23 protein-coding genes and 1 riboswitch are annotated in these 25,032 nt (G+C 44.8%); of the genes, 16 read left to right on the forward strand and 7 right to left on the reverse strand.

The genetic code is table 11. From position 1 onward, the window contains the following. Window positions 1–22 precede the first annotated feature (22 nt). Window positions 23–1,492, reverse strand: a complete 1,470-nt coding sequence (locus NQ095_RS16100; protein ID WP_258264483.1) for a phospholipase D family protein — start codon at window positions 1,490–1,492, stop codon at window positions 23–25. Window positions 1,493–1,637: 145 nt separating this feature from the next. Between NQ095_RS16100 and NQ095_RS16105 the strand changes: the two genes are divergently transcribed. From NQ095_RS16105 to msrB, 3 genes are all read left to right on the forward strand, one after another. Continuing rightward, window positions 1,638–2,309 carry a haloacid dehalogenase type II gene (locus tag NQ095_RS16105; RefSeq protein ID WP_258264484.1) on the forward strand — a complete coding sequence of 224 codons (672 nt, stop codon included), beginning with the start codon at window positions 1,638–1,640 and terminating at the stop codon, window positions 2,307–2,309. Between the two features lie 215 nt (window positions 2,310–2,524). Then, complete coding sequence (locus NQ095_RS16110; RefSeq protein WP_258264485.1) at window positions 2,525–2,854, forward strand: CHY zinc finger protein; 330 nt, start codon at window positions 2,525–2,527, stop codon at window positions 2,852–2,854. A 40-nt stretch (window positions 2,855–2,894) separates the two neighbouring features. Next, on the forward strand, window positions 2,895–3,833 hold the full coding sequence (gene msrB, locus NQ095_RS16115; RefSeq protein WP_258264486.1) for a peptide-methionine (R)-S-oxide reductase MsrB: 939 nt from the start codon (window positions 2,895–2,897) through the stop codon (window positions 3,831–3,833). A gap of 121 nt (window positions 3,834–3,954) precedes the next feature. On the opposite strand, the gene NQ095_RS16120 is transcribed toward msrB, so the two are convergent. The 3 genes from NQ095_RS16120 to NQ095_RS16130 all read right to left on the reverse strand — a co-directional run bounded on the left by NQ095_RS16120 (window position 3,955) and on the right by NQ095_RS16130 (window position 6,764). After that, window positions 3,955–4,089 (reverse strand): hypothetical protein, encoded by a 135-nt coding sequence (locus tag NQ095_RS16120; protein WP_258264487.1) that lies wholly within the window; start codon window positions 4,087–4,089, stop codon window positions 3,955–3,957. 146 nt (window positions 4,090–4,235) lie between these two features. Beyond that, window positions 4,236–5,786: an FAD-dependent oxidoreductase gene (locus NQ095_RS16125; protein WP_258264488.1), complete on the reverse strand. Its 1,551-nt coding sequence runs from the start codon at window positions 5,784–5,786 to the stop codon at window positions 4,236–4,238. Between the two features lie 123 nt (window positions 5,787–5,909). After that, on the reverse strand, window positions 5,910–6,764 hold the full coding sequence (locus tag NQ095_RS16130; protein WP_375162853.1) for a bifunctional 5,10-methylenetetrahydrofolate dehydrogenase/5,10-methenyltetrahydrofolate cyclohydrolase: 855 nt from the start codon (window positions 6,762–6,764) through the stop codon (window positions 5,910–5,912). 46 nt (window positions 6,765–6,810) lie between these two features. After that, window positions 6,811–6,907: riboswitch (ZMP/ZTP riboswitch) on the reverse strand. Window positions 6,908–7,103: 196 nt separating this feature from the next. Here NQ095_RS16130 and NQ095_RS16135 point away from each other — a divergent pair. From NQ095_RS16135 to NQ095_RS16180, 10 genes are all read left to right on the forward strand, one after another. Then, on the forward strand, window positions 7,104–7,835 hold the full coding sequence (locus tag NQ095_RS16135) for an SDR family NAD(P)-dependent oxidoreductase (RefSeq protein WP_258264489.1): 732 nt from the start codon (window positions 7,104–7,106) through the stop codon (window positions 7,833–7,835). Then, window positions 7,832–8,851, forward strand: a complete 1,020-nt coding sequence (locus NQ095_RS16140) for an S-adenosylmethionine:tRNA ribosyltransferase-isomerase (RefSeq protein ID WP_258264490.1) — start codon at window positions 7,832–7,834, stop codon at window positions 8,849–8,851. The genes NQ095_RS16135 and NQ095_RS16140 overlap by 4 nt, the downstream gene beginning before the upstream one ends. A gap of 11 nt (window positions 8,852–8,862) precedes the next feature. Next, window positions 8,863–9,219 carry a VOC family protein gene (locus NQ095_RS16145; protein WP_258264491.1) on the forward strand — a complete coding sequence of 119 codons (357 nt, stop codon included), beginning with the start codon at window positions 8,863–8,865 and terminating at the stop codon, window positions 9,217–9,219. Between the two features lie 154 nt (window positions 9,220–9,373). Then, window positions 9,374–10,018, forward strand: coding sequence for a YczE/YyaS/YitT family protein (locus NQ095_RS16150; protein WP_060673983.1), 645 nt, complete (start codon window positions 9,374–9,376; stop codon window positions 10,016–10,018). A 245-nt stretch (window positions 10,019–10,263) separates the two neighbouring features. Next, complete coding sequence (locus NQ095_RS16155) at window positions 10,264–10,959, forward strand: DNA alkylation repair protein (RefSeq protein WP_258264492.1); 696 nt, start codon at window positions 10,264–10,266, stop codon at window positions 10,957–10,959. 115 nt (window positions 10,960–11,074) lie between these two features. After that, window positions 11,075–12,250 (forward strand): MalY/PatB family protein, encoded by a 1,176-nt coding sequence (locus tag NQ095_RS16160; RefSeq protein ID WP_258264493.1) that lies wholly within the window; start codon window positions 11,075–11,077, stop codon window positions 12,248–12,250. A 261-nt stretch (window positions 12,251–12,511) separates the two neighbouring features. Beyond that, window positions 12,512–13,702 (forward strand): glycine C-acetyltransferase, encoded by a 1,191-nt coding sequence (locus NQ095_RS16165; RefSeq protein ID WP_258264494.1) that lies wholly within the window; start codon window positions 12,512–12,514, stop codon window positions 13,700–13,702. Between the two features lie 90 nt (window positions 13,703–13,792). Then, on the forward strand, window positions 13,793–14,734 hold the full coding sequence (locus NQ095_RS16170) for an L-threonine 3-dehydrogenase (RefSeq protein WP_258264495.1): 942 nt from the start codon (window positions 13,793–13,795) through the stop codon (window positions 14,732–14,734). 218 nt (window positions 14,735–14,952) lie between these two features. Further along, window positions 14,953–16,503, forward strand: coding sequence for a hypothetical protein (locus tag NQ095_RS16175; RefSeq protein ID WP_258264496.1), 1,551 nt, complete (start codon window positions 14,953–14,955; stop codon window positions 16,501–16,503). A gap of 37 nt (window positions 16,504–16,540) precedes the next feature. Next, on the forward strand, window positions 16,541–17,812 hold the full coding sequence (locus tag NQ095_RS16180) for an ATP-binding protein (RefSeq protein ID WP_258264497.1): 1,272 nt from the start codon (window positions 16,541–16,543) through the stop codon (window positions 17,810–17,812). 55 nt (window positions 17,813–17,867) lie between these two features. Here the strand turns inward: NQ095_RS16180 and NQ095_RS16185 are convergent, their stop codons facing one another. Then, window positions 17,868–19,229 (reverse strand): YjiH family protein, encoded by a 1,362-nt coding sequence (locus NQ095_RS16185; RefSeq protein ID WP_258264498.1) that lies wholly within the window; start codon window positions 19,227–19,229, stop codon window positions 17,868–17,870. 367 nt (window positions 19,230–19,596) lie between these two features. Here NQ095_RS16185 and sda point away from each other — a divergent pair, with 367 nt between their 5' ends. Beyond that, window positions 19,597–19,728: a sporulation histidine kinase inhibitor Sda gene (sda, locus tag NQ095_RS16190; RefSeq protein ID WP_079532306.1), complete on the forward strand. Its 132-nt coding sequence runs from the start codon at window positions 19,597–19,599 to the stop codon at window positions 19,726–19,728. Between the two features lie 127 nt (window positions 19,729–19,855). Here sda and NQ095_RS16195 read toward each other — a convergent pair whose 3' ends face one another. Next, window positions 19,856–21,169 (reverse strand): short-chain fatty acid transporter, encoded by a 1,314-nt coding sequence (locus NQ095_RS16195; RefSeq protein ID WP_258264499.1) that lies wholly within the window; start codon window positions 21,167–21,169, stop codon window positions 19,856–19,858. Window positions 21,170–21,297: 128 nt separating this feature from the next. Next, window positions 21,298–22,815 carry a BCCT family transporter gene (locus tag NQ095_RS16200; protein WP_258264500.1) on the reverse strand — a complete coding sequence of 506 codons (1,518 nt, stop codon included), beginning with the start codon at window positions 22,813–22,815 and terminating at the stop codon, window positions 21,298–21,300. A 162-nt stretch (window positions 22,816–22,977) separates the two neighbouring features. Between NQ095_RS16200 and NQ095_RS16205 the strand changes: the two genes are divergently transcribed. Further along, on the forward strand, window positions 22,978–23,847 hold the full coding sequence (locus tag NQ095_RS16205; RefSeq protein ID WP_258264501.1) for a Cof-type HAD-IIB family hydrolase: 870 nt from the start codon (window positions 22,978–22,980) through the stop codon (window positions 23,845–23,847). A gap of 60 nt (window positions 23,848–23,907) precedes the next feature. After that, window positions 23,908–24,999: a PQQ-dependent sugar dehydrogenase gene (locus tag NQ095_RS16210; RefSeq protein ID WP_258264502.1), complete on the forward strand. Its 1,092-nt coding sequence runs from the start codon at window positions 23,908–23,910 to the stop codon at window positions 24,997–24,999. Window positions 25,000–25,032 lie beyond the last annotated feature (33 nt).

Consider the following 25,032-nt stretch of genomic DNA (forward strand, 5'->3'; position numbering starts at 1 on the left):
CCCTTTTTTCAAATGTCAAAACCTAATATGTTGTCACTTGAAAAATTTTCTGCAGGATGTACATGACATATTTAACAGCAGGTAACTTATCCTGATATTTTTCATACTCAACGGTGTATGTCCCGTTTTTGTTATTCCAAATCCGGTCGAAATAGTCGTTCACTTCCACCATGGTTTTGCTGTCTGAAGGGGCCGTCAGTTTCAGGTTTTCTTCAAGATTATAATCATCCAGGTTTCGGGATGTATAATTGCCCGATCCACCGATTACGGTACTTTGCTTTTTCCCTTTTACATAAATGAATTTCGTGTGATACTGCTCTTTATTCGTGTTATACCATCTAATGGCAATATGTTCGTTCTCCAGTTTATGAAGCTCCGCTGCAATGGGGAGGTTCGGGAGTCCGATTTTTTCTTGTCCAAAGGCGTTCTGGTTCGGGTCCAGCACTAAACGGATCTCAACTTCACGTTCTGCCGCGTCTTCAATCGCATCGATGATGTCCCGATCTGCAAGGTAGAACATCCCAATCCAGACATCGTCCCCTTTTTTTGCATCATCTAAAGCCTTCACCACCCCTTTTTGAATCTCCCTTTCTGTCAGGATCTGTGCGTTGACAGATCTTTCACTGGAAGGGAGGGCTTTGACGGAATCGTTGACCTCTTCTTCCGTAGGGAAAGCATCCAGATCCCCACCTGAAAAATCCGCTACGACTTTTTCAGCTTTGACCATATCTTTGATGATGTCCCCTTTAACCTTAAAGGCGATATTAGAGTGAAATCCGCTGGCGTCATGGGGGTTGGCGGAAAGGATGAGACCCGAATCCTCCGAGAGGACGACTTTTCGGTGATTGGCTTTTACGTTCAATAGTTTCAAATACGATCTCATCGTGACCTTCGGGGCAGAAGGGGACATCGGGTTAGGCAGCCACCCGTAGCCATCCTGTCCGAACCATCCTAATGCGGTCCTCCATACACCCGAATAGATGAGATTTGGATCTCGGAGACGGTTCAAATCGGTAAATACGACTTCAGCTCCAAGCTTTTCCAATGGTTCAATTTGTTTCGCTTGATGTGAGCCGTATGTCGTGTTGACGACGTCACTGATAAAGACCACTTTCAGGTCGGGCTTCTTTTTCAGTTGTTCTTCAATCTTCCTGGACAATGTTTCACTGATCTTCGGATAATCACGGTCACCCTTTGTATAGCCATTTACTAAAAATAAGTCCAAAATTAGAAAATCATCTGCTTCTTCAATGGTTTGATACACCTCATCAAAGATCGATTGATCGTATAGTTCTTTCCCATCCTTCTGATAGGTGAGGTCGTATAAGAATTCTACGTCACCCTCTGGTATGGTATAAGTGTCGCTTGCGTAAGAGATTCCTGGTGGTAAAGGCTTGATGCGGTTGTAAATCATCACCACTGTCAGGATCAGTATGATGGTTCCCCAAACCCACCATTTTTTCTTCTCATACCACTTTTTCTTTTTCTTCAAATGAATTCCCCTGTTCTACGGTTTTTTTTTACTATACCCCTAATGGCAGAAGGGGAATCCACCTTTGCAGAAGAAAGTTACACGTGGAAGTTTACCTTTCGGGAAAGAGTCTATTATATAAGGAGAATCTGTGAGGAGGGTGACTATGTCAAATCTCAATATTAAAGCTTTTGTATTCGATGCCTATGGAACGTTATTTGATGTTCATTCCGTCATTGATAAATGTAATGACCTTTTTCCTGATAAAGGGGAGGAAATCAGTCAGGTGTGGCGGCAGAAACAATTGGAGTACAGCTTCCTGCGTCAGCTGATGGGAACGTATACGACCTTTTTCTCCATCACGAAGGATGCCCTTCATTACGCATGTGTGCAGGTCGGGGTCGACCTTTCGGATGAAAAAGAGAAGGTGTTGCTGGATGCCTATCTGGAATTAATTCATTATGAAGAAGTGGAGAGTGTGTTGGGAGAATTAACATCTCATCAAACAGCGATTTTTTCCAATGGTTCCTTGGATATGCTTTCACCACTGGTTGAGCAGTCGTCATTTGGTCACTTGTTGGATGAAGTGTTGACAGTGGATGAGGTGAAGCAATTCAAACCAACTCCGATGGCCTATCAGCTTGTCCTGAAAAAGCTTGGTGTCAAAAGGGAGGAAGTCTTGTTCATGTCGTCCAATCCATGGGATATTGCAGGAGCAGCCAACTTTGGTTTTCATACGGCATGGATCAATCGCCAGGATAAGGTGATGGATGAGCTGGGTGTGAAACCCGATTTTGTTTATAGTGATCTGAACGGAATACTGGAGCATAAGTGCTAGAATCAAGAGGCTGATTTTCTATATCGTAAAAGCCACAAGATAAATCAGCTTTTCCTTTTCTCGTTGGTTCCGGTTAACTTCAAAAATCTTCCCACTCCCTTTCCGTTTAAATTCATTGTATAGTACAGGTAGATCATTAGACTGGTTTTCTTTCGTTTTTGAAAGGAATGCGAAACTTATAGAAGGCTACTACATACTGATTGGGGAGGAAGGTCATGACTGAAAAGCTGATTCCGGTATCCGGCGTAGATGTGGATTCTAAAACAAAATGTAAGCATTATCGAACATCAAAAGATATCATCGCCATTAAATTCAAATGCTGTAACACCTATTATCCTTGCCACTCTTGTCACGAAGAAGTAGCGGATCATGATCCCATTCTCTGGTCTCCGGAAGAGTGGAATACGAAAGCGATTCTGTGCGGGGAATGCAATAACGAGTTAACGATTTTACAATATATGAATTGTCAATCGGTCTGCCCCCATTGTCAGTCCGATTTTAATCCCGGGTGTCAGAACCATTATCACCTGTACTTTGAAGGGTGAATGATAGCAATGTTTCACGTGAAACGAAGGGGATGATGAAATGGAATTGGCAATGTTTGCAGGAGGTTGTTTCTGGTGTATGGTGGAACCCTTTGAGAGTCAGGAAGGAATCGAAGATATCATCTCAGGCTACACTGGAGGGCAGACACACGATCCGAACTATAAAGAAGTGACATCAGGTGAAACCGGTCATTATGAAGCCGTGCAGATCCTATTTGATCCTGCCTTATTTTCATATGAGAAACTTCTGGATCTTTACTGGAGACAAATTAACCCGACAGACCCCGAAGGACAATTCAAAGATCGGGGAAGTTCATATCGGACAGCGATCTTTTATCACAATGATCATCAAAAAAGGCTCGCGGAGTCCTCTAAAATAGAATTGGAGAAGAGCGGACGGTTTGCAGACCCTATCGTAACCGCAATCCTCCCTGCCAGGGAATTTTATCCTGCGGAAGACTATCATCAGGATTTCCATAAGAAAAACGCTTTCCGATATGCGCTGTACAAACGAAGCAGAGAAGATTTTCTGAAGGAATATTGGCCAAAGGACCGCTCCCATTTAATAGGGAAGCTAACTGAGATGCAATATTTCGTCACTCAGGAAAATGGGACGGAGCCACCATATGAAAACGAATTCTGGAATAACACGAGTGAAGGAATATATGTGGATATCGTGTCAGGGGAACCCCTCTTCACGTCTAAAGATCAGTATGAGAGTGGGTGTGGCTGGCCGAGCTTTACAAAGCCGGTCATGGACGTAAGCGTCAGCGAACGATACGATCTCTCCCATCGTTCTACCCGGGTGGAAGTCAGGAGCAGAGAAGCGGATTCCCATCTTGGCCATGTCTTTTCCGACGGACCGGGTCCCAAAGGACTTCGCTACTGCATTAACTCTGCAGCTTTGCGGTTTATTCCTAAAGAAAAGCTGGAAGAGGAAGGGTATGGTGATTTTCTGATATTGTTTCCTCGTAAATAATGACATGCCGGCCGCCAAGGTTAGCCAAAGGATTGGAAGATTCCTCGTTGCAAAAAAAAACAACCGGAAGCAGGTGATGTCCCTCTGTTCCCGGTTGTTCTTTATCTATGGTTGATCGTTATTACTGTTGTGGTCGGTTTTTCTTGGTGTTTTCCTGCCCGGTTGTAAACTCGACTAATTCAGAACTCGTGCGATTTCCTCTTTTAGCATTCGTATTACTTTGAGCATTGCGGTTTCCTTTTTTAGTGCGTCCCATTCAGAATCCCTCCCTAAATAGTCAAGCATTTATAGTTTAAGGAGTTACGCAGGAAATATTCTGGTGTATCATGCGACAAAATATGTCAGGAATCTTGGTTTTTTAATTTATTTCCCAGGCTATATTCGACAAAAACCTCACATTTTCTAGAGGTCCGTCCCTCCATCTTCAAACTTTGTGAGGGGTTTCTTGGCAGGGCCTTCGATGACGTCTCCGTCAATGGAGAAGCGTGAGCCGTGACAAGGACAGTCCCAGGTGTGGTCTCCGTGATTCCACTCGGTTTCGCAGCCGAGATGGGTACATGTTGTATCCACCACATGCAATTTTCCCGTTTCATCCCGGAACCCTCCACATCGGCGCCCGTTCAAGTTCACGACATCGCCTTCCCCTTTCTTAAGGTCTTCGGGTTTTTTAGATGGGATTTGAAGTTTTCCTTTAATGAGCTCGCCGGCTACATTGAGATTCTCTTTGAAAAAATGCTTGATACTAGGGTCAGCAACAAACCTCGAAGGTGAGTATATATCTGCATAAATGTGATGATTTCCTAAGATCTGGTCAGAAAGTATCTCCCCGCCTAGAGTACCGGAAGTCATCCCCCACTTATTAAAGCCTGTCGCGACAAAAATTGAGGGATGCTTTTCCGTCAGTTTCCCGATATAAGGCACTTTATCAAGTGTGATCAAGTCCTGTGCAGACCACCGATACCTTACTTCGTCTATCCCGACTACTTCTTCTCCAAATTCCTGAAGTGCCCTATAGTGGTCCATCGTATCTTTTCCTTGCCCCGTCTTATGTTTATCCCCGCCGATCAGGATTAGCTTTTCACCGTTATCATCCACTTCATAGCGGAGGGAACGGGTCGGATCTTCTGCACTGATATACATTCCCCCTGGATAATCCTTCTTGGCTTTAACTCCGAGAATGTAAGAACGTTCTGCATGCATTTTCGTGAAATAAAACCCCATGCCATCATAAAAGGGGAAGTGGGAGCAGATGACGACGAATTCACTATCGAGGTGATATCCATCAGACGTGACAACCTGCGTGCTATCTCCTTCATTGATGGTCTTCGCAGTGGTTCCTTCATAGATTTGACCACCCAATCCTGTATAAGAATCAATTAAGGCTTTTAAATATTTCAATGGATGGAATTGAGCCTGTTTCTCCATCATCACGGCCTTTTTGATATCCAGGTCGAGGGGGATGTCTTCTGTGAGCCTACCTGCAATATCCAACTTCTGATACGCATCATATTCCTTTTCTATCTTCTCTGCATAGTGTTCTGTCGTTGCATACACATACGCGTCTTCTTCTGAAAAATAACAGTCGATGTTTTCGTTATGAATGGTGTCCTTGATGAACTGAATAGCCTTTGTTTGGGACAGATAATATTTCCTTGCGAATTCTTGTCCGAAATGCTGGATGAGTTCATCATAAATCAATCCGTGCTGTGCGGAAATTTTGGCGGTTGTATGACCTGTCGTGCCGTTCAATACGTGATCAGCCTCTATGAGGGCAACCTTCTTCCCGCCTTTTGCCAACAGATAAGCAGTTGTGATCCCTGCTATCCCGCCTCCGACAACGGTTACGTCTACTTTCAGGTTTTGATCCAGCTTTTTAAATAGGGGGAGTTTTGTCGTTTCTCTCCAGTACGGTTCCGGTGTGTTGGAGAATGCATTTTGTTGGTGTGTATCCATATGAACGCTCCTTTTGCTTTCTATTCTTTACCATTCTCTCCCGAAATGAAGAAAAAATAAGTGCGAAAAGAGAAAAAAAGAGACTGACCCGGTGATGGAGTCAATCTCTTGAAGCGTTGTGACTTAAGAATTTTGAAGGATAGGGCCGTATTTCTCAGCAGAATCAACAGTCTGCTTTAATAGCATAGAGATGGTCACAGGTCCAACACCGCCAGGGACAGGTGTGATGGCGCTTGCCTTTTCATAGCATGCTTCATAATCGATGTCCCCGACGTTCCCTTTGTTGTAACCGGCATCTAGTACGACAGCACCTTCTTTTAACCATCCGCCTTGGATGAAGTTCGGTTTGCCGACAGCTGCCACGACAATATCTGCAGTAGCCAGGATATCAGGGAGATTCTCTGTATAGGAATGGCAAGTAGTCACGGTTGCGTTTCCGTTCAATAACATCATGGAAACCGGTTTACCCAGGATCGGACTCCTTCCAACCACGACGGCGTGTTTCCCTTCAAGGGCTACCCCGTAATAATCGATGATGCTCATGATGGCTGCCGGGGTGCAGGATGGGTATTCACCGAAGCCCAATGAATTTTGGCCGAAGCCGAGGCTCGTGACCCCGTCGACATCCTTTTCGATGGAAATCGCTTCAAAGGCCGCGCGTTCGTCGATTTGATGGGGAACGGGGTGCTGTAAGAGAATCCCATGTACGGAAGAGTCATCATTCAGCTTCCCGATCACATCAAGCAGTTCTTCTGTTGTCGTTTCTTTTGGAAGGTGGATGCGTCTTGATTCCATTCCGATTTTTGCACATGCATTTCCCTTCATCTTCACGTACGTAGCAGAAGATGGATCATCTCCGACCAGCACCGTTGCAAGACACGGAGTGATTCCCTTCTCCTTTAGTACAGCTACTCTTGATTTCAGGCTTTCCTTAATTTCAGATGCAACAAGTTTCCCGTCTAATACTAGTGGTTCCACTGCAATCCCTCCTGATTATAGTAAAAAAAGACAAGGGTATCCCCTTGCCTTCTGCCCAGGCGAACGGCTAATGGCTCATGTTTTGTAAAATTCGCAGCTCCCTTGTGGTTGATTCCACATTTTCGCCAGTCACTGCTTTAATTATCTTCAAACTTATTGTAACACGAATATAAATTAAATTTCCAGTATTAATGTTCGTGTTTTTTCTGGGAATACATCAAAAGACTGAGAGTGTGCTACATCTAATTTTCTATTAGGTTCAACCCCGAATAGACGATTTTTGGCCTTTAAAAATTTCATACACTGGGAGTAACAAGAGAAAAGAAAGGGGTATGGGATATGTTTGAACAAAAAATCGTCATGATAACGGGTGCTTCAAAAGGACTGGGGAAGGCATTGGCAATGAAGTTCGCTGAAGAAGGGGCAAAGGTGGCTATTTGTGCACGAAACCCGGGACCGCTAAAGGAAGTTGAAAAAGAATTGAAAATGTTGGGAGCGGAAGTGGTGGCACTAGAGGCCGATGTTTCGGATGCCCGTGATGTAGAACGTTTTGTGTCGGTGACAGAAGAAGTTTGGGGAAGCGTTGATGTTCTGATAAATAATGCTTCTGTGTTTGGACCGGGGCCGCGCCTGTTGGCGGATTATCCAGAGGCGGAGTTTATGGAGGTGCTCAGAATCAATACGTTAAACCCATTTTTAGTAACCAAACGGGTTCTTCCCGGTATGATCAGCAGGGGGAGGGGCTCTATCATAAATTTAACTTCAGAAGCGGGCCAAACAGGGTTCAGCGAATGGGGAGCGTACGGTATTTCGAAATTCGCGGTGGAAGGAATGACTCAAACGTGGGCAGACGAGCTGAATGGGACAGGTGTGCGGGTGAACATGGTGGATCCGGGTGAGATGGACACTGAAATGCACGACAAGGCTGTACCTGAATGTGATTATCCCCTTGCAAATCCACACGATCACCTGGATGTCTTTCTATATCTTGCATCTGATGCTTCATCTGATGAAAACGGTAAGAGATTTGAAGCGCAGGAGTTTCAATGGAAAGCGGGGGATGAGGCATGAATGAACGTTCCTATTCCTTTCAAATCCCCTCCCGTTTGAACGCGACGACACCCATCGAACTTCAGGGGTTTGAGAGGGATGACGTGAAGCTGATGGTACTGGACCGTGAGAACGGCCAGTGTGAACATACTGTATTTAAAAACCTGCCTGATTTTTTACATGAGGGGGACGTGCTTGTTTTCAATAACAGCAGAACCCTTCCTGCATCACTCAAAGGGAAGCAGGGAAACCGGAATGTCCTCCTTCGCCTTTCCAGGAAAAGGGAGGATGCCACGTGGGATGCCCTCATTCTTGGGGACTTCCATCAAGCGGAGGAACCAATTGATTTTCCAGGAGGTGTATCAGGGCGCATAAAGGGTCAAGGAAGTGAAAGCCCGCTTGTACAGGTGGAGTTCAACAAGGGTGGAAGTGAACTGATGGACTTCATTTTCAAATACGGTGAGCCCATCCGTTATGAATACATCCAGGAGCCCTGGCCACTGGACTATTACCAGAATGTCTATGGATCGGTACCGGGGTCCGTTGAAATGGCATCTGCAGGAAGGGCTTTTACATGGAGATTATTACATGCCTTAAAGGAAAAAGGAGTCGGCATTGTGTTCATCCAGCTCCACGCAGGCTTGAGCTACTATGGGAACGATCGCTGGCCGATGCCAGAGTGCCACCCTGAAGACTATCAGGTGAGTTCAGACGCGGTTAAAGAAATACGTCACGCAAAGGAGCGGGGGAAGAGGGTCATCGCAGTGGGTACAACGGTTGTTCGGACACTTGAGACGGTCATGACTCAGTACGGGCAGTTTCAGGCTGCTGAAGGTGTCACAAACCTATATATATCCGGTGATACACCCCTCCAAATCGTAGACGGTCTCATTACTGGCCTGCACGAGCCGGAAGCGAGTCATTTGGATCTCTTAAAGGCGTTCATGTCAGAGGACAAATTGCGTCATGCCTATCAAACGGCTCTGGAAAAAAACTATAAATGGCATGAATTCGGGGATATGAATGTCATTTTGTAAGGAGAATGAGTATGAGACTTCATCATATTGGGATGAATGTGAAGAATCTGGAGAAATCGAAGGAATTCTATCAGTCACATTTTGGATTTGAAGAAGAAATGGTTTTTAAATGGGGAAGTGAGAACATCCTGTTTTTGAAAAAGGGTGATTGCCGATTGGAGCTAATCGAGGAGTCTGGGGAGGATGACGGAATGAAGCGTACATTTCTTCATTTAGCTTTGGAAGCAGACGATTTTGAGAAGGAAGTTGGATTCGTAATGGAGAAGGGATTAATGCCTGTGGAAGGCCCCCTCCTTCTTGAAAATGGCTGGAAAGTGGCTTTTTTCTTAGGTCCCGATGGCGAAATCATTGAGTTTATTGAAGCGTAGGGGATGGTTTATACCTTTTTCATTGTTATTTCTTGAATCCGGCTGATTTATCCCCACCAACCCCATAGGTTTTATGAAATTTTTTTGTCTGTGATTCTGTGATACAGTTATCCGGGTAATAAATGAACTGACTATGGTGTAGGAAGGGATTTTCATGAATAAAGAAAAGAGTTTACGCTGGTCGTTCTTCTTTGTGGGACTGCTCGTGCTGTCGTTTGGCATCAGCTTGACGATCAAGGGGAAAGACCTGGGAATCGGACCTTGGGATGTATTCCATTATGGGTTATTCAAGCAGCTTGGTCTGACGATCGGGACGTGGTCCATCATTGTGGGCTTCATCATCCTGTTTGTGACAGGTGTCGGGACCAGGTCATTTCCTAAAGCCGGTGCGTTTATCAATATGCTATTAATTGGAATTTTCATAGATGTATTCAACTTTTTACTGCCTGATCCACAATCTTTCCTGGCAGAAGCCATCGTGTTTGCCATTGGGATCGTGGTGATCGGGTACGGAATCGGTCTGTACGTTTCAGCGGACCTCGGAGCGGGGCCGCGGGATAGTCTCATGCTGCTGGTCGTTGAGAAAACGGGTTGGAAAGTGCAATGGGTGCGGAATGGAATGGAAATCATCGTGTTCTTCTTCGGTTGGTTATTGGGCGGTCCTGTCGGGATCGGTACTGTGATCATCGCACTGGGACTCGGTTCCATCGTTGGATTTTCATTGCCTCAAAGCAAAAAGCTACTTCACTTTCTCATTGCAAGACAGATGACAAAACGAGACAATCCTTTAGCAAGCTAAGGGTTGTCTTTATTTAATTTGAAAAGGTTTTTCAAACGATCATCCAGAAGTATGAATAGAGTTCAGGTAAGAGGAATCTATTATGTGAGAAGGAATGGGTGGGAGTATGAAAGAGCTTGTAGACTATTGTTACCTCTGTCAAAAGCCCCTCTATTGTTTGGACGGTTTCTTTAACGGTGTTCAAATCGGGGAGGGAAAGAACTGTTGTTTTGAGTGTGAGGAACGTCATAAGGAGGAGATTTTACATGAGTCATGAGTATGCTGTTAAACTGATTGCCCGATTGAAAGATCATCAAAACAGTGAAAACCGGGAAGCCATGGAAGCGTATATGAGAAACCAGTTTGAGTTCTTTGGCATCAGGACTCCGGAGCGCACTCTCTTGCTCCGCGATTTTCTAAAGGAGAAGGGAAAACCAGCCATGGAAGAATTGCCTGATATTGTACGTTCTCTCTGGTCGGAACCTCAGCGTGAATGTCAATACGTCGCTCTCGGCCTGATCGATAAACAATCAAGGTACTTAACAAAGGAGCATCTTCCCCTCTTGGAAGAAATGATTGTCACGAAATCCTGGTGGGATACGATTGATCATATTGCTTCCAATCATGTAGGGAAAATCTATCAAAAAGAAGAAGATGACACATACTTAGAGAAATGGATACACTCAGATAATATATGGTTGAACCGCATCGCCATCCTTCATCAATTGAAATATAAGGACGAAACCGATGAGGCACGCCTATTCAGATATATCGGAATGCATCGTCAATCGAAGGAGTTTTTTATCCAGAAAGCAATCGGATGGGCACTGAGGGAGTATTCAAAAACGAATCCCGAAGCGGTGAAGGACTTCATTGCTACAGAGGAGCTGGCTCCATTGAGTGTCCGGGAAGGATTGAAGCATGTGAATCGAAAAGCAAAGGCGGAGAAAACGGTAAAATAGCAAGGGGTTCCGCAAAGAAATAAGGGAAAATTCCTATTTTATCTTTCAGGTATTCACTCAGGACCCCAATCTAGTATAAAGTAAAGAAAGATAGATTTGAGAGGGGCATTGGGATATGAACTGGAATGATTGCATCGAGAGAACGAATACTCACTCCGTTAAATGGTCGTTTCCTGACGGGGACGTGATCCCTATGTGTATAGCAGACATGGACTTCCAAGTTTCTTCTGCTATTGTGGAAGCACTGAACAAGAAGGCCCGGCACGGCATTTATGGCTATACGACGTTTAGCGATCGATACTTTGAGTCCATTATGACATGGTGGAAAAGGCGCTTCCAAATGGATATTAAAAAAGAATGGATCAGCTTCAGCCCGGGGATCATTCCTGGTATCAATGTGCTTCTGTCCGTGCTGGCTGAACCCGGCGACGGCGTCATCATTCAGGATCCGGTTTATTATCCTTTTTATAGCACGATTGAGAACCACGGCTGTTCAGTGATAAAAAACACATTACTCTATAAAGATGGCGTGTATACCATTGATTTCGACGATTTGGAAGAGAAAGCGAGCGGGTCTAGAACCAAGATCCTTATTCTCTGCAGCCCTCATAATCCGGTAGGACGGGTATGGTCAAAAGAAGAACTGAGGAAAATTGGTGATATCGCCAAACGTCATGATTTATGGATCATCTCTGACGAAATGCATGGAGATATAGTGTATGAAGGATTTGAACATACTCCTCTCTTTAAAGAGGATGAGAGTCTGTTGGAAAGAAGCGTCCTATGTGCCGCTCCAAGTAAAACGTTTAACATAGCGGGGTTGCAAACCTCGATCCTCCTTATTCCCAATGAAAATGTAAGGGAAAGGTATCAGGACAAGCTCACCGGCTTTGGACTGATGCGGCCGAATGTGTTTGGGATTGAAGGCACCATCGCGGCTTATGAGGAAGGTGAACCTTGGCTGAATGAGCTCCTGATGGTGTTGGAAGAGAATAAACAGTATGTAGAGAACTATCTGGGGCAGCACCTGCCGGAGCTTAGAGCCATAAAGCCACAGGCCACACATCTGATCTGGATCGACTGCACCGCTCTAGAAATGCAAGGGGAAGAACTTTGCAGATTCTTCTTGGAAAAAGCCCGAGTCAAATTCGACGAAGGCTTCAAATTCGGAGAGAGCGGCCAATCCTTCGTCCGAATGAACATCGCCTGCCCCAAAGAACGAGTAGATCTGGCGCTAAGAAGAATGCACGAAGCCATACTCGAACACCGTCTAAGAAGGCACAATGAATAAATAACCAACCAAGATGAACAAAAGAGACCGCTTTTGTTCATCTTTTTATTTTTCCCCCAAATAAAATCAACTAACTTCAACCATTAAGGGAACTCTAACATTAAGCCGAAATCTGAAGAAATTTTTTGTCCATCACAAAAAAACATGTTAAACTAAAAAATAGAACAATCCTTAGAAAACACAAAGAATCACCTGATAAATATTGTATTTTTGGAGTGGACATCTGTTTTTGAAACGCTTACATAACAGGAGGACGAGAATATGACAAGCAAGACATTAGATCACTTTCTACAAGAAAACCTTGAAGATTTAAAATCACGCGGTTTGTATAATGAAATCGATCCATTGCAAGGTGCAAATGGACCGGTGATCACCATTAACGGGAAAAAGCTCGTGAACTTATCTTCAAATAACTATCTGGGACTCGCCACAGATGAACGCCTGAAAAAGGTAGCGATTGAAGCCGTGAAAGAATACGGTGTTGGAGCAGGAGCTGTCCGTACCATCAACGGTACGCTGGATCTTCATGTGAAACTTGAGGAAAAGCTTGCAGAATTCAAAGGAACAGAGGCAGCGATCGCTTATCAATCAGGATTCAACTGTAACATGGCAGCCATCTCAGCCGTGATGGATAAGAATGATGCCATCCTTTCAGATGAACTGAACCATGCATCCATTATTGACGGATGCCGTCTATCAAAAGCCAAGGTCATCCGCTTTGGTCACTCCGATATGGAAGATCTTCGTGCGAAAGCGAAAGAAGCTAAGAATTCCGGTCAATACAACAAAATCATGATCATCACGGACGGAGTATTCTCCATGGACGGGGATGTATGTAAGCTTCCTGAAATCGTTGAAATTGCAGAGGAATTCGATATCATGACGTATGTGGACGATGCTCACGGTTCAGGTGTCCTTGGTAAAGGTGCGGGTACGGTCAAGCACTTTGGTTTATCTGATAAAGTGGACTTCCAAATGGGTACGTTATCAAAAGCCATCGGGGTTGTCGGTGGATATGTAGCCGGCACTCAAAACCTGATTGATTGGTTAAAGGTCCGTTCCCGTCCATTCCTATTCTCGACATCTTTGACACCGGCAGATGTGACGGCTTGTACGGAAGCCCTTGATCTTATCATGAATTCGACAGAGCTTCAGGATAAGATGTGGGAAAACAGCCGTTACTTGAAGGAAGAGCTGACGAAGCTTGGATTCGACATTGGAAACAGTGAGACACCTATTACTCCTGTAATCATCGGTGAGGAGCAGGCAACGCAGAACTTCAGTAAGCGTCTGTATGAAGAAGGGGTTTATGCAAAATCCATCGTGTTCCCAACTGTACCAAGGGGAACAGGTCGTGTAAGGAACATGCCTTCCGCTGCACATACGAAGGAAATGCTCGATTCTGCGATTGCAGCATATGAGAAAGTCGGAAAAGAAATGGGAATTATTTAATCTAACAGTACAAACCGAATAGGGCGCGACTTACATAGCGGGCCCTATCTGTTTACGATATCACCAAAGGTAAATGCAGGAGGAAAGACGATGAAAAAGATTTTAGTAACGGGTGCTCTTGGACAGATCGGATCTGAGCTCACCAATAAAATGCGTGAAGTATACGGTTCAGATAACGTCATCGCAACGGATATCCGCGAAACGGATAGTCCGGTTGTAAAGAATGGCCCTTTCGAACAGCTTGACGTAACGAATGCAGAAAAAATGTTCGACATTGCCAAGACCCAAAATGTGGATACCATCATTCACTTAGCCGCTCTATTATCTGCCACAGCAGAAGCGAAACCGCTTCTCGCTTGGAATCTGAACATGGGCGGACTTGTGAATGCCCTTGAGACATCAAGAGAGTTAGGATGCCAATTCTTTACACCGAGTTCCATCGGAGCATTCGGCCCATCCACACCGAAGGATTCAACACCACAGGATACCATCATGCGCCCTACGACCATGTACGGGGTGAACAAAGTATCAGGCGAGCTTCTTTCAGATTACTACTTCACGAAATTTGGAGTGGACACCAGAGGGTTGCGTTTCCCTGGACTTATTTCTTATGAAACCCTCCCAGGCGGTGGAACGACGGACTATGCTGTAGAAATCTACTACGAGGCGATAAAGAATAATAAGTATACTTCCTATATTGGTGAAGGCACTTACATGGATATGATGTATATGCCGGATGCCCTCAATGCGATCATCGACCTGATGGAAGCAGACGGTTCTAAGCTTGAGCATCGCAATTCTTTCAATGTGTCAGCCATGAGCGTGGCGCCTGAAGACATTGCCGGAGCGATCCGTGTCCACCAACCGGATTTTAAACTGGATTATAACGTTGATCCTGTTCGCCAAAGCATTGCCGAAAGCTGGCCAAACGCCATCGATTCCAGTGCAGCCATGAACGAATGGGGTTTTAAAGCGGAATACGATTTAGCCAAAATGACGTCCGATATGCTGGATAAATTGAAAACGAAATAAAAGAAAGGATCCCTGTGAAACGTCATGGGGATCTTTTTTTTATTTATTAAAGAAGTGTTTGGAAATACGACAAAAAATGACAATATTTGATATGTCCATGATATAATGAGAGGAAATGCAAGACAGAGAGTTCCCTTTTGTGGAAAAAAATGGTGAAAGTGCATCTGGACTATGCTAAACTTCAGAAGTCTAACACATTCCATAAAGGGGGATTTCAGATGAGAGAAAAAATGAAAGTATTCGGTATTCCTTTAGGGGTCATGGTTCTATTTGTTGCTGCCCTGTTCATTCACCAGCTATTTCTTGTGAAACAACTTCCTCAGCCGGAATGGAGCCGTTCGATTCCACTGGACTATACGTCTAAAGAAAAGCCTCAATTGTTCAAACACAATGAAGATTTATTTTTATCAAGTAAAGGACAAGTCCACGAGCTTACCATTAATGATGAGATGAATGTTTCAAAGGATAAAGTCAGTGATACGAAAATCACGAGGGGTTATCCATTTTGGACAGATGGTGATCAATTCATCTATTATAAAGACGGCAACTTAGTTCTGACCCAAAACCAAAAGGATGAGATTCTTTATGAGGGGATCACAGGATTGGGAGCCGGGAGAGATCAAGTCTATTATTGGAATAATGAAAAGTTGTTCGAATATGGAATTAAAGAGGGTTCTTCAAAGGAAGTCCATACTTTCCCTTCTGAAATCTCTGCTGTCCATGTTGAGAAGGATGGCAATTCCGTCATACAAGTGATGAAAGATGATACGCATGATTTCGTTTACTTTATGAATGAAAAAGGTGAAGTAACAGAAAAGCCTTTCCTGGTCGTTAATACAGCACAGAACAAAATGATAGACGGATTGACGTTTAAAGTGGATGATGGGCAACTCATCCTGCTTTATAATGAGAAATCCCGATCTCAAGGTACTCTTTCTTACAATGTATACAAGGTACAAGCCCCATTACAAGAATTAGGAGCATCCATCCTGACAGGGACAAAGATGGAATTCGTGAATGAAAGCAACGGGGAAAAACTCGTTAGCCCCGGTGGAGCACGGTTTGTGAACGTGGGCGGAGAAGAATCTGTCTTGTTCACGTCAGAAGGACAGGAGGTCGGGGATAGCAGCTCCGTCCGCCTATACTCAGCTCCATTTAGAAATGAAGACACATTGGAGGGCACAACCCTCAACACGACCAAGCATGTAACATATTCTCCCGTGCAATTAACCGACGAATCACTGGTTTGGTTTAATTATGATGGTGGTACATATGAACTATATGGGGCCTCGCAGAACGAGCAAGTCGTTTCTGCGAGTACAAAATGGTCGGGAAGGTCAGTGAGGGAAGCGCTCAACAACGGGGTCCTTATGATGTTCAGCAGCATCGTTACCACACTTACATCTTTTTATTGGTTTTTACCTTCTTTATTCCTGTTGATTTTGCTTTATATATTCAGACCGAATGTATTTGAAAAAGACGGGGTCAGCTGGGCGGAATATGCTTCAATCATCATTTTCCTGCTTATGCCGATCTCCTACACAAGCAAAGCGATGAACCCTTACTTTTACCAGGTGGCGCCGGAGTACTTTGTGTTCCCTGGCAGCAGCTATGCATTGTTGGTGCTATTAAGCGTCATCACCTGGGTGATCTGGAAAAAAGGAAGAGATCCCGAGTGGGGGTCCTTCGCAGGTGCTTTCTACTTTATGGGAATCTATGTGCTTTTCTATATAACATCAATTGGACCGTATATATTTAACTTATTTTAATTTGATCTTCACAAAAGTATGAGTCGGGCGGGTGACTATGATGATAGAGAAAACGAATCGTACGAAGGCAAGGACATTTCACAATATAATCATGCTCCTGATGGCTCTATTCGTGTTTCAGATCCTCGCTATACTCATGCTTGATAAACCCTGGAACATTATCGCTTCTCTTCTTTTGGTGAGTGCAGCGGCAGTGGTTCTCCTTTTCCTGTTAAAGGAAGGAAATCGGTTTATGCTAAAGCACCAGAAACTATTAGAAGAAGAGAATCAGCTCTCCACCCTCCTGCATGCCCTCCCTGATTTTGTTTGCTTCAAAGATGGGGAAGGACGCTGGTTGAAGGTGAATCAATTTGGTCGAAAGCTGTATAATCTTGAGGACATTGATTATGTCGGCAAGACGGATAGGGATTTGGGAGAACTGGTTCCCTTCTTTAAAGACGCATTTGACTATTGCATCGATTCAGACGAGGAGTCATGGAAAGCAGAACAAATAACACGGTGTGAAGAAGGATTCTATCTTCCGAACGGAGAATTCAAAACTTTTGACGTCATTAAAGTCCCTTTATTTCACTCGGATCATGAGAGGAAGGGACTGGTCATCATCGGGAGGGATATTTCCCAGCAGAAGATCGCAGAAGAAATGCTGCTAAGGAAAGAAAAGCTTTCCGTGGTTGGCGAGCTTGCGGCAGGCATTGCTCATGAGATCAGAAACCCTCTAACAAGCATCAAGGGATTTATTCAGTTGTTGGAAGAAAATGAGCATGTATCCGACCACTACCTGAAAGTCATGTCTTCAGAGATGGACAGGATCAATCAAATCGTAGGGGAATTGCTCATATTATCCAAGCCTCAAATGAGGGAATACCAGCCATTTGATATGAGTGATGTCCTGAGATATGTAGTCAAGGTCATGGGGCATGAAGCCCTTCTTAAAGGCATCACGTTGAATATCCAGCTTCCATCCTCCCCGATCCATGTGTTCGGGGATAAGAATCAATGCATACAAGTCTTTATCAATATAATTAAAAATGCCATCGAGTCCATGGGTGAAGGGGAAATCGATGTCGACTGGAAAATAAGGAACGAGTCTGTTCATATCATCATCCAGGATAGGGGAACCGGTATCTCTCCCGAACGATTGAAACGACTTGGGGAACCGTTCTTCACCCTGAAAGAAAAGGGTATGGGACTAGGTCTGACCATCAGTCAAAAAATCATCGAAGACCATAAAGGCTCACTTCAGATTGATTCTGAAGTGAATAAGGGGACAAAAGTGGAAGTGACGTTTCCCGTGGTTCGAAATAGTTAACACTTGTTCCAATCAAAAAACCCAGGTTCGAATCCGAACCTGGGTTTCATATTTTTTAAAAGATCATATGAGCAATCGCTACAATCACAAGTAACGTCAAGAATGTACGTTGCAGGAAGATGATGACGAGATCCTTGAAGTCGACCGGGATCTTGGAACCAAGGAGCAGTCCGCCAACTTCAGACATGTAAATCAATTGTGTGACCGATAAGCAGGCGATGACAAAGCGCGTCAGCTCACTTTCGATGCCTGAACCAAAGATGGCAGGCAGGAACATATCAGCAAATCCAACAAGGATGGAGCGTGAGGCTTCCGTTGCTTCCGGGATTTGGAGAAGCTCAAGGATCGGAATAAGCGGCATGCCAATGTATTCAAAGAACTTCGTGTTCTCGGCAACAATCAGGGCCGTTGTCCCGATCGCCATGACAATCGGTGCTACCCCCATCCACATATCCAGCACATTTTTCATTCCATCTGTGAAAAACTTCGATGCACTGTTATTGTTTTTCGCCTGTACAAGAGCCTGCTCGTAGCCATAGCCGACACGGCTGTATCCTTCAGGAATCTCTTCCATCGTATCCTTTCCTTCCTGACCGTTGAAATATGTGTCAGGTTTACGGGATAGTGGCGGGATCCTAGGCAGGATAATCGCTGCAAGGAGTCCAGAGGCTGCTACCGTAAGATAGAACGGGATGAAATATTCACCAAGGTTCACCTGTGAAATAACAACGAGGCAGAAAGTGATGGATACGACAGAGAAGGTTGTCCCTATGACCGCTGCTTCCTTCTTTGTATAATATCCATCTTCGTACTGCTTACTTGTCAATAATACGCCGATCGTACCGTCCCCAAGCCATGATGCTAAGCAGTCGATGGAAGAACGACCCGGAAGTCCGAATACAGGACGCATGATTTTCGTTAAGAGTGCCCCGAATAATTCGAGTAATCCGAAATTCAATAATAGCGGCAGGAAAAGTCCTGCAAAAAGAAACACAGAAAATAGAATGGTAAGGAGTCCATCCGGGTTTAAGAGAAGCCCTCCCGTTGCATCTGACCAGACCCATTCAGGTCCCAATTTAAAGAGAGTCATAACGGCAAAGATGGCGCCGACCACTCTGACAACGGCCCATACAGGCCTGACATCGAATAGACTTGAAAAAAACGGTGATTTAACAATGAAATCCGGGTGTGCGAGCTTTGTGATGAATGTCCCGATGACCGTCAGGATGATCAAGCCTGTCATAATGGACGGTACATAGCTGCCGATCCAATCCTGTAGAAGACCAGATAAGACTGCGATTGGAATCGTAATTCCGTCTTTCCCCGGAACTGGTATCATAAATAGAAAAACTCCCAATAAGGAAGGGATGATAAATCGTAAATGACTTGTTAATGTAAAGCGATGTTGCTTATTCATAAATTCACCTCAGAAGTAGTAGTAACGGAAAAATGAAACATTATTCATTTTAATGCATACATATAAAATTGTCCATAATAAGTTCAGGGAAGAAAGCTTATGTATTCCTCAGATGGTTTTCCCTAAGGAAGTGACGTTGAAACCTAAAGTTTCAATAAAAACGTTCAAATGCGAATCGCTAAAATGAAAACGCTATCTTTCAGTTCCCCCTCTAGTTTACTAAAATTTTAAAAAATTTCAATAATAATCGGGGTACATTGGTACGTTTGAACTAAAAAATAGGTTAGATATTTTAAAATAAGAGGTTTATCCTGAGTTAAAGAGGGTATAAAGAATCCATACCTTGGATAGTCAGGAGTTGTAATCGATGACATCTCTAACAAAACTTACTGAAGAGCAATTGACTAATGTGTATCAACTGGCACAGGAAGAAGGATTGGAAGAAGAATTTATTGAGATGCTAGAAGGGGAGATGGAAAGAAGGGAAAGCGTACGCTAGAAGACATGCGAAGATAATAGATAATGAACGTCCATACATAACGGCCGGTCTCTCAGGGGAGGCTGGCCTTTTTATTGATCCAAGAAAAAAAGCACCATCAATGAGAATGGCGCTTTCGCTTTTTCTGTTATAAAAATAATAAACCCAGGGAAATGACCACTCCACTGATGACAAGGATGATCACACAATACCCCATAATATCCTTTGCCTTTAGACCCGCAATGGCAAGGGCCGGTAATGCCCAGAACGGCTGGACCAAGTTGGTCCATGCATCTCCCCAAGCAACGGCCATGGCGGTCTTGGCGACCGATGCATCGAGTGTTTGAGCGGCATCGAGCATGATTGGAGCCTGGACAGCCCACTGCCCGCCACCGGAAGGAACGAAGAAGTTGACAATCCCTGCGCTCAGGAAGGCGAAGAAGTAAAACGTCACATCATTTGAAATCGATACGAAAGCCTCACTCATGACGACAGCAAGTCCGGATGCCGTCATCATCCCCATGATTCCCGCGTAGAATGGGAACTGGATGACAATCCCGCTTGCTCCCTTAATTGCCTCCTGTACAGCCGCAAGGAAGCGCTTCGGCGTACCATGAAAAAGGATGCCGAGAAATAGGAACAGAAAGTTTACGATATCTAAATTTAGTGCAAAACCATTTTTAACAAAGTATGAGGATAAGAACACAATTCCGAGCACCGCCACAATAATCGATAAGATCATGCTGTTCTCAAGTTTATCGGCAGGAGTCATCACTTCTTTTTCAAGGGTGGCAGCTGTCTCATTGAAGAGCTCAGGGTCAACTGTTATGGTCTCGTCTTTCGCTGGCATTAACATCTTGTTTGTGATCGGAAGGACGATAAATAACGCTGCCACGATGATGAGAGTGGACGTTGCAAAGATGGTTTCATTCGTCGAAATGACCCCGATCAAATCCTGGAAGGGATGACCGTCAGTCGCAATCGATAACGGGATCGAACCTGAGAATCCTGCATGCCAGACAACAAATCCCGAGTAGGCACTGGCAATGAGCAACCGGTAATCGACGCCCTTCACCCGTTTGGCCAGTTCTTTTGCAAACAATGCCCCGATGACAAGTCCGAATCCCCAGTTGATCCAGCTTGCAATCATGGACACGACGGTCACGATCACAATGGCAGAACCAGGAGATTTTGCAAACGAAGCGAGAAACCCGAGGAACCGTTTAAATAATGGACTGCTCGCAAGAACGTACCCTGTCACAAGGACCAGCACCATCTGCATGGAAAAGGCAAGCAGGCTCCAGAATCCGTCCCCCCAGAATTGAACCATCTCAAGGCTTGAGCTTTCGGTGAAAATGAGGCCGAGTCCGAACACGACCAACGTTAAAATGACAACGAATAAAAATGGATCAGGCAAATAACGCTGCATGATTTTGTTTGATAATGAAATAAGTCCTTTCATCTTCATCCCCCTTATAAAAATTTACACCCTTACTACTCTTCTATAGAGTTGAATGAAAACCCTTTCAAATCGTATAAAATGAAAAAAGCGCCCGACTCTTATACAAGAGTCCGGACGCCAATCAAAGGTTATTTTTTTACCGGCCTTGCCCCTTCTTTCTTTTCTTTCCTGAGAAGTCTAAATAACGTCACACACATCAAGACCAGGATTACCGTGAATGGGAGTGCAGATACGAGAGAAGCGGTCTGTAATCCCTCGAGACCACTGGATACGAGCAATACAGCTGCAATGGCGGCAATCAATACTCCCCAAACGATCTTCACAATCATTGGAGGATTCAAGCTCCCCTCTGCCGTCATACTGCTTAAAATGTACGTCGCTGAGTCAGCCGACGTAATGAGAAAGGTAAAGATCAATAGAATCGATAGGACGGAGAGGACCATGGTGAAGGGAAGTTCTCCATAGGTTGAAAATAGGGCACTCGTCACATCTTTATTGACTCCTTCCGCAATCGAGGTTCCGCTGAATAAGTCCAAGTGAAGGGCAGTTCCCCCAAAGACGGCGATCCACATAAGGGCAATCAGCGGTGGAACGACCAGCACGCCAACAATGAATTCCCTGATCGTCCTCCCCCGTGATACCCGTGCGATAAAGGCACCGACAAATGGGGACCAGGCGATCGCCCATGCCCAGTAAAATATCGTCCAGTCCTGTACCCATGTCCCTCCCTGATAAGGTGTCAGACGAAGGCTGTATCGGATGAAGTTGGAGATATAATCACCGATTCCAAGAGTGAACGTATTTAAGATGAACACCGTCGGACCGACGATAAAGACAAAGAGCATCAGGATCAGGGCCAGTGACAGATTGAGATTGCTGAGCCATTTAATCCCTTTATCGAGACCGGTAGTGGAGGATGCTAAATAAAGGACGAGCAGGATGAACACGATCACGAGTTGAACCATCGTTCCATTTCCAAGACCGAAAACGGAACTGAGCCCTCCATTGATCTGCAGGATCCCGAGGCCGAGTGAAGTGGCGACACCCATGACCGTTGCAATGACTGCAAGGATATCAATGGTATTCTTTATACCTCGTGAGCCCTTCCGTTGGCCGATCATTGGAGAGAGAGAAGTAGAAACGAGCCCATTCTCGCCCTTTCTGAATTGAAAATAAGCAATGATCAATCCGACAATCGTAAAGACCGACCATTGGCTGACACCCCAGTGAAAAAAGGCATACCCCATGGCGAGGCGTGCAGCTTCCTCCGTTTGAGGTTCGACACCTGGAATCGGGGTTTCAAAGAAATGGCTCATCGGTTCTGCGATTCCCCAGAACACAAGTCCGATCCCGAACCCGGCGGAAAATAACATCCCGATCCAAGTGAAGAATGGATACTGTGGCCGTTCATCATCCTTTCCAAGCCGAATCTTTCCGTATCTGCTTCCCATTAGGAAAAACAGGAATAAGACGAAGAAAAACACGGCCGCGAGATAAAACCATCCAAACGAATAGGTGGTGAAACCAAATGCAGCATTGGCGCCTTGTGCAAAAAGTTTCGGAAAAGAAGCGCCAAAAACAACCAAGATGGACACAATAATAGCTGAAATCCAAAATACTTTGTTCAAATATGTACGGTTACCCATGAATAATCCTCCTGACATTAATAGACGAACGATCTCTTCTATTCTCATACCCTAATTCTCCCAGGGTATTCATCATCCGGAGGGTGTTCAGTACAAAACCATAAATGGTTCATGATACAATGACTAAATTAAGAATATTCAACAACAGGAAGGTGTCTACAAATGATTACATTCATTGCAACAGATATGGACGGAACGTTATTAAATGAAAATCAGGAAATCAGTGAAGCGAATAAACAGGCTATCCTGGACGCCCAGCAGCAGGGAATTGAAGTGGTGGTTGCCACAGGAAGGTCATATGAGGAAGCCCGATATGTCATACAAGAAGCAGGCATCTCATGCGATATCGTCTGTGCCAATGGAGCGGAAGTGCGGAACAAACAAGGTGACATCATCTATCAGGCGGGGATTGAATCAAAACACGCAAAAGAGATTGCCGCTGTCTTGAATGAAACCGGCATTTACTTTGAAATCTACACAGACGAGGGAACGTATACGGAAGACTATGAAATGGGAGTCGAATTGATCGTCAATATCTTCACAACGGCAAATCCCGGCGTAACGGAAGAACAAGTGAGACAAGCAGCCAGGGAACGATTTGAAAAAGGTCATATCAAATTGGTGGAAGATTACGGGGTCCTGTTCGAGGATGACAACCAGCTTGTATACAAATTCCTTGTTTTCTCCTTTGATGAGAAGCAGCTACAGGAAGCTAATGAGAAGTTAAGTGAACTTGCAGGCATCGCCATCAGTTCATCGGGGAAAGAGAATATTGAAGTGAACAGCCTTGAGGCCCAAAAAGGTGTCGCTCTTGAGAAACTCCTGAAGGACAAAGGACTTTCCCCTGAAAATGCCATGGCCATGGGGGACAATCTAAACGACCTGTCCATGATGAAAGTAGTCGGTAGACCCGTAGCCATGGGAAATGCCCTGGAGCAGATTAAAGACTTCTGTCCATTCATCACGGCAACGAATAAAGAGGATGGTGTGGCTAAAGCGATCCAGGAAGTGATCCAACAACCGGCAAAGTAATGAGAACTCCTTCTGTTGTCCATACTGGTTAAAAAAGAATGAATTAGGGGAGCTGGTAGGATGAAAATCAAAATGAGTTGGCTCGTGTTGGTCATGAGTCAGAGCTTACTACTTAGTGCGTGCTCGTTCGGACAGCCAGATGTGCAGCAGGAAAAAAGTGAATCCGTCACCAGGCCGAGTGTCGAGAGTAAGGTGGTGGAGCAGGATCTCTCCATTCCCTGGTCCATCCAGAAGCTTGGGGATGTGTTCTACCTTACACAACGAACAGGGGACATCGTTGAAATAAAGGATGGAAAGAAATCCATAGTCAAGACCAGTCTTTCAAAGCCACTATCGGATCGACCTGAAGCCGGACTGTTAGGGTTTGTGCTTCATCCGGATTTCAAATCAAATCAGCAGGCTTTTGCCTATTATACGTACGAGGATTCCGGTGATAATTTCAACCGGGTCGTAACCCTGAAGCGGACTGCAAATGAATGGACCGAGGAAAAAGTACTGTTGGACCGGATTCCAAGCGGTCAGTATCATCAAGGAGGCAGGCTTGAAATCGGTCCCGATCATAAGCTCTACATTACCACAGGGGATGCGACCAGGCAGGATAATGCTCAAGATCTCTCCTTCCTTGGAGGGAAAATCCTCCGAATGGATTTGGATGGAGGAATCCCCTCCGATAACCCATTTAAGGGTTCCCCTGTTTACAGCTACGGCCACCGGAATCCCCAAGGTCTTGCCTGGAATCAGGATCGTGAGCTTTATGAAACGGAACATGGCCCGAATGGCTATGATGAAGTCAATCTGATCAAATCCGGAAACAATTACGGATGGCCAAAGATCACAGGAGATGAAAAAGAAGAGTCCCTGATAACCCCTTTGGCCCACTCCGGAGAACCTTCATGGGCCCCTTCTGGAGCGGACTTCTGGAAAGGTGATCTTGTATTTGCTTCCCTCGCTGGTCAAAGCGTTAAACGGTTTGAAACGGAATCAGGGGAAGTAACCGATCTTCTCACTGGATTTGGACGAGTCAGGGATGTGCTGGTGGAAGGTGACACCCTTTATTTTGTCTCCAACAACACAGATGGACGCGGAATCCCCCGTGAGAATGACGATAAGTTGTATGAAGTGGATTTGAAGTCAGTGATGAAGGAAGAATAGAATGATGGAAACCTCCCTTTTCTGTGGGGAGGT

Origin of the sequence: Rossellomorea sp. SC111 (assembly GCF_024733565.1) — a bacterium.
Classification (GTDB): domain Bacteria; phylum Bacillota; class Bacilli; order Bacillales; family Bacillaceae_B; genus Rossellomorea.

Coding starts and splice junctions, on each gene's coding strand:
- sda (WP_079532306.1), top strand. CDS start 19,597: ATGACATCTCTAACAAAACTTACTGAAGAGCAATTGACTAATGTGTAT.
- NQ095_RS16185 (WP_258264498.1), bottom strand. CDS start 19,229: ATGAATAAGCAACATCGCTTTACATTAACAAGTCATTTACGATTTATC.
- NQ095_RS16180 (WP_258264497.1), top strand. CDS start 16,541: ATGATGATAGAGAAAACGAATCGTACGAAGGCAAGGACATTTCACAAT.
- NQ095_RS16125 (WP_258264488.1), bottom strand. CDS start 5,786: ATGGATACACACCAACAAAATGCATTCTCCAACACACCGGAACCGTAC.
- NQ095_RS16105 (WP_258264484.1), top strand. CDS start 1,638: ATGTCAAATCTCAATATTAAAGCTTTTGTATTCGATGCCTATGGAACG.
- NQ095_RS16170 (WP_258264495.1), top strand. CDS start 13,793: ATGAAAAAGATTTTAGTAACGGGTGCTCTTGGACAGATCGGATCTGAG.
- NQ095_RS16110 (WP_258264485.1), top strand. CDS start 2,525: ATGACTGAAAAGCTGATTCCGGTATCCGGCGTAGATGTGGATTCTAAA.
- NQ095_RS16140 (WP_258264490.1), top strand. CDS start 7,832: ATGAATGAACGTTCCTATTCCTTTCAAATCCCCTCCCGTTTGAACGCG.
- NQ095_RS16155 (WP_258264492.1), top strand. CDS start 10,264: ATGAGTCATGAGTATGCTGTTAAACTGATTGCCCGATTGAAAGATCAT.
- NQ095_RS16200 (WP_258264500.1), bottom strand. CDS start 22,815: ATGGGTAACCGTACATATTTGAACAAAGTATTTTGGATTTCAGCTATT.
- NQ095_RS16120 (WP_258264487.1), bottom strand. CDS start 4,089: ATGGGACGCACTAAAAAAGGAAACCGCAATGCTCAAAGTAATACGAAT.
- NQ095_RS16205 (WP_258264501.1), top strand. CDS start 22,978: ATGATTACATTCATTGCAACAGATATGGACGGAACGTTATTAAATGAA.
- NQ095_RS16135 (WP_258264489.1), top strand. CDS start 7,104: ATGTTTGAACAAAAAATCGTCATGATAACGGGTGCTTCAAAAGGACTG.
- msrB (WP_258264486.1), top strand. CDS start 2,895: ATGGAATTGGCAATGTTTGCAGGAGGTTGTTTCTGGTGTATGGTGGAA.
- NQ095_RS16165 (WP_258264494.1), top strand. CDS start 12,512: ATGACAAGCAAGACATTAGATCACTTTCTACAAGAAAACCTTGAAGAT.
- NQ095_RS16210 (WP_258264502.1), top strand. CDS start 23,908: ATGAAAATCAAAATGAGTTGGCTCGTGTTGGTCATGAGTCAGAGCTTA.
- NQ095_RS16145 (WP_258264491.1), top strand. CDS start 8,863: ATGAGACTTCATCATATTGGGATGAATGTGAAGAATCTGGAGAAATCG.
- NQ095_RS16150 (WP_060673983.1), top strand. CDS start 9,374: ATGAATAAAGAAAAGAGTTTACGCTGGTCGTTCTTCTTTGTGGGACTG.
- NQ095_RS16175 (WP_258264496.1), top strand. CDS start 14,953: ATGAGAGAAAAAATGAAAGTATTCGGTATTCCTTTAGGGGTCATGGTT.
- NQ095_RS16195 (WP_258264499.1), bottom strand. CDS start 21,169: ATGAAAGGACTTATTTCATTATCAAACAAAATCATGCAGCGTTATTTG.
- NQ095_RS16160 (WP_258264493.1), top strand. CDS start 11,075: ATGAACTGGAATGATTGCATCGAGAGAACGAATACTCACTCCGTTAAA.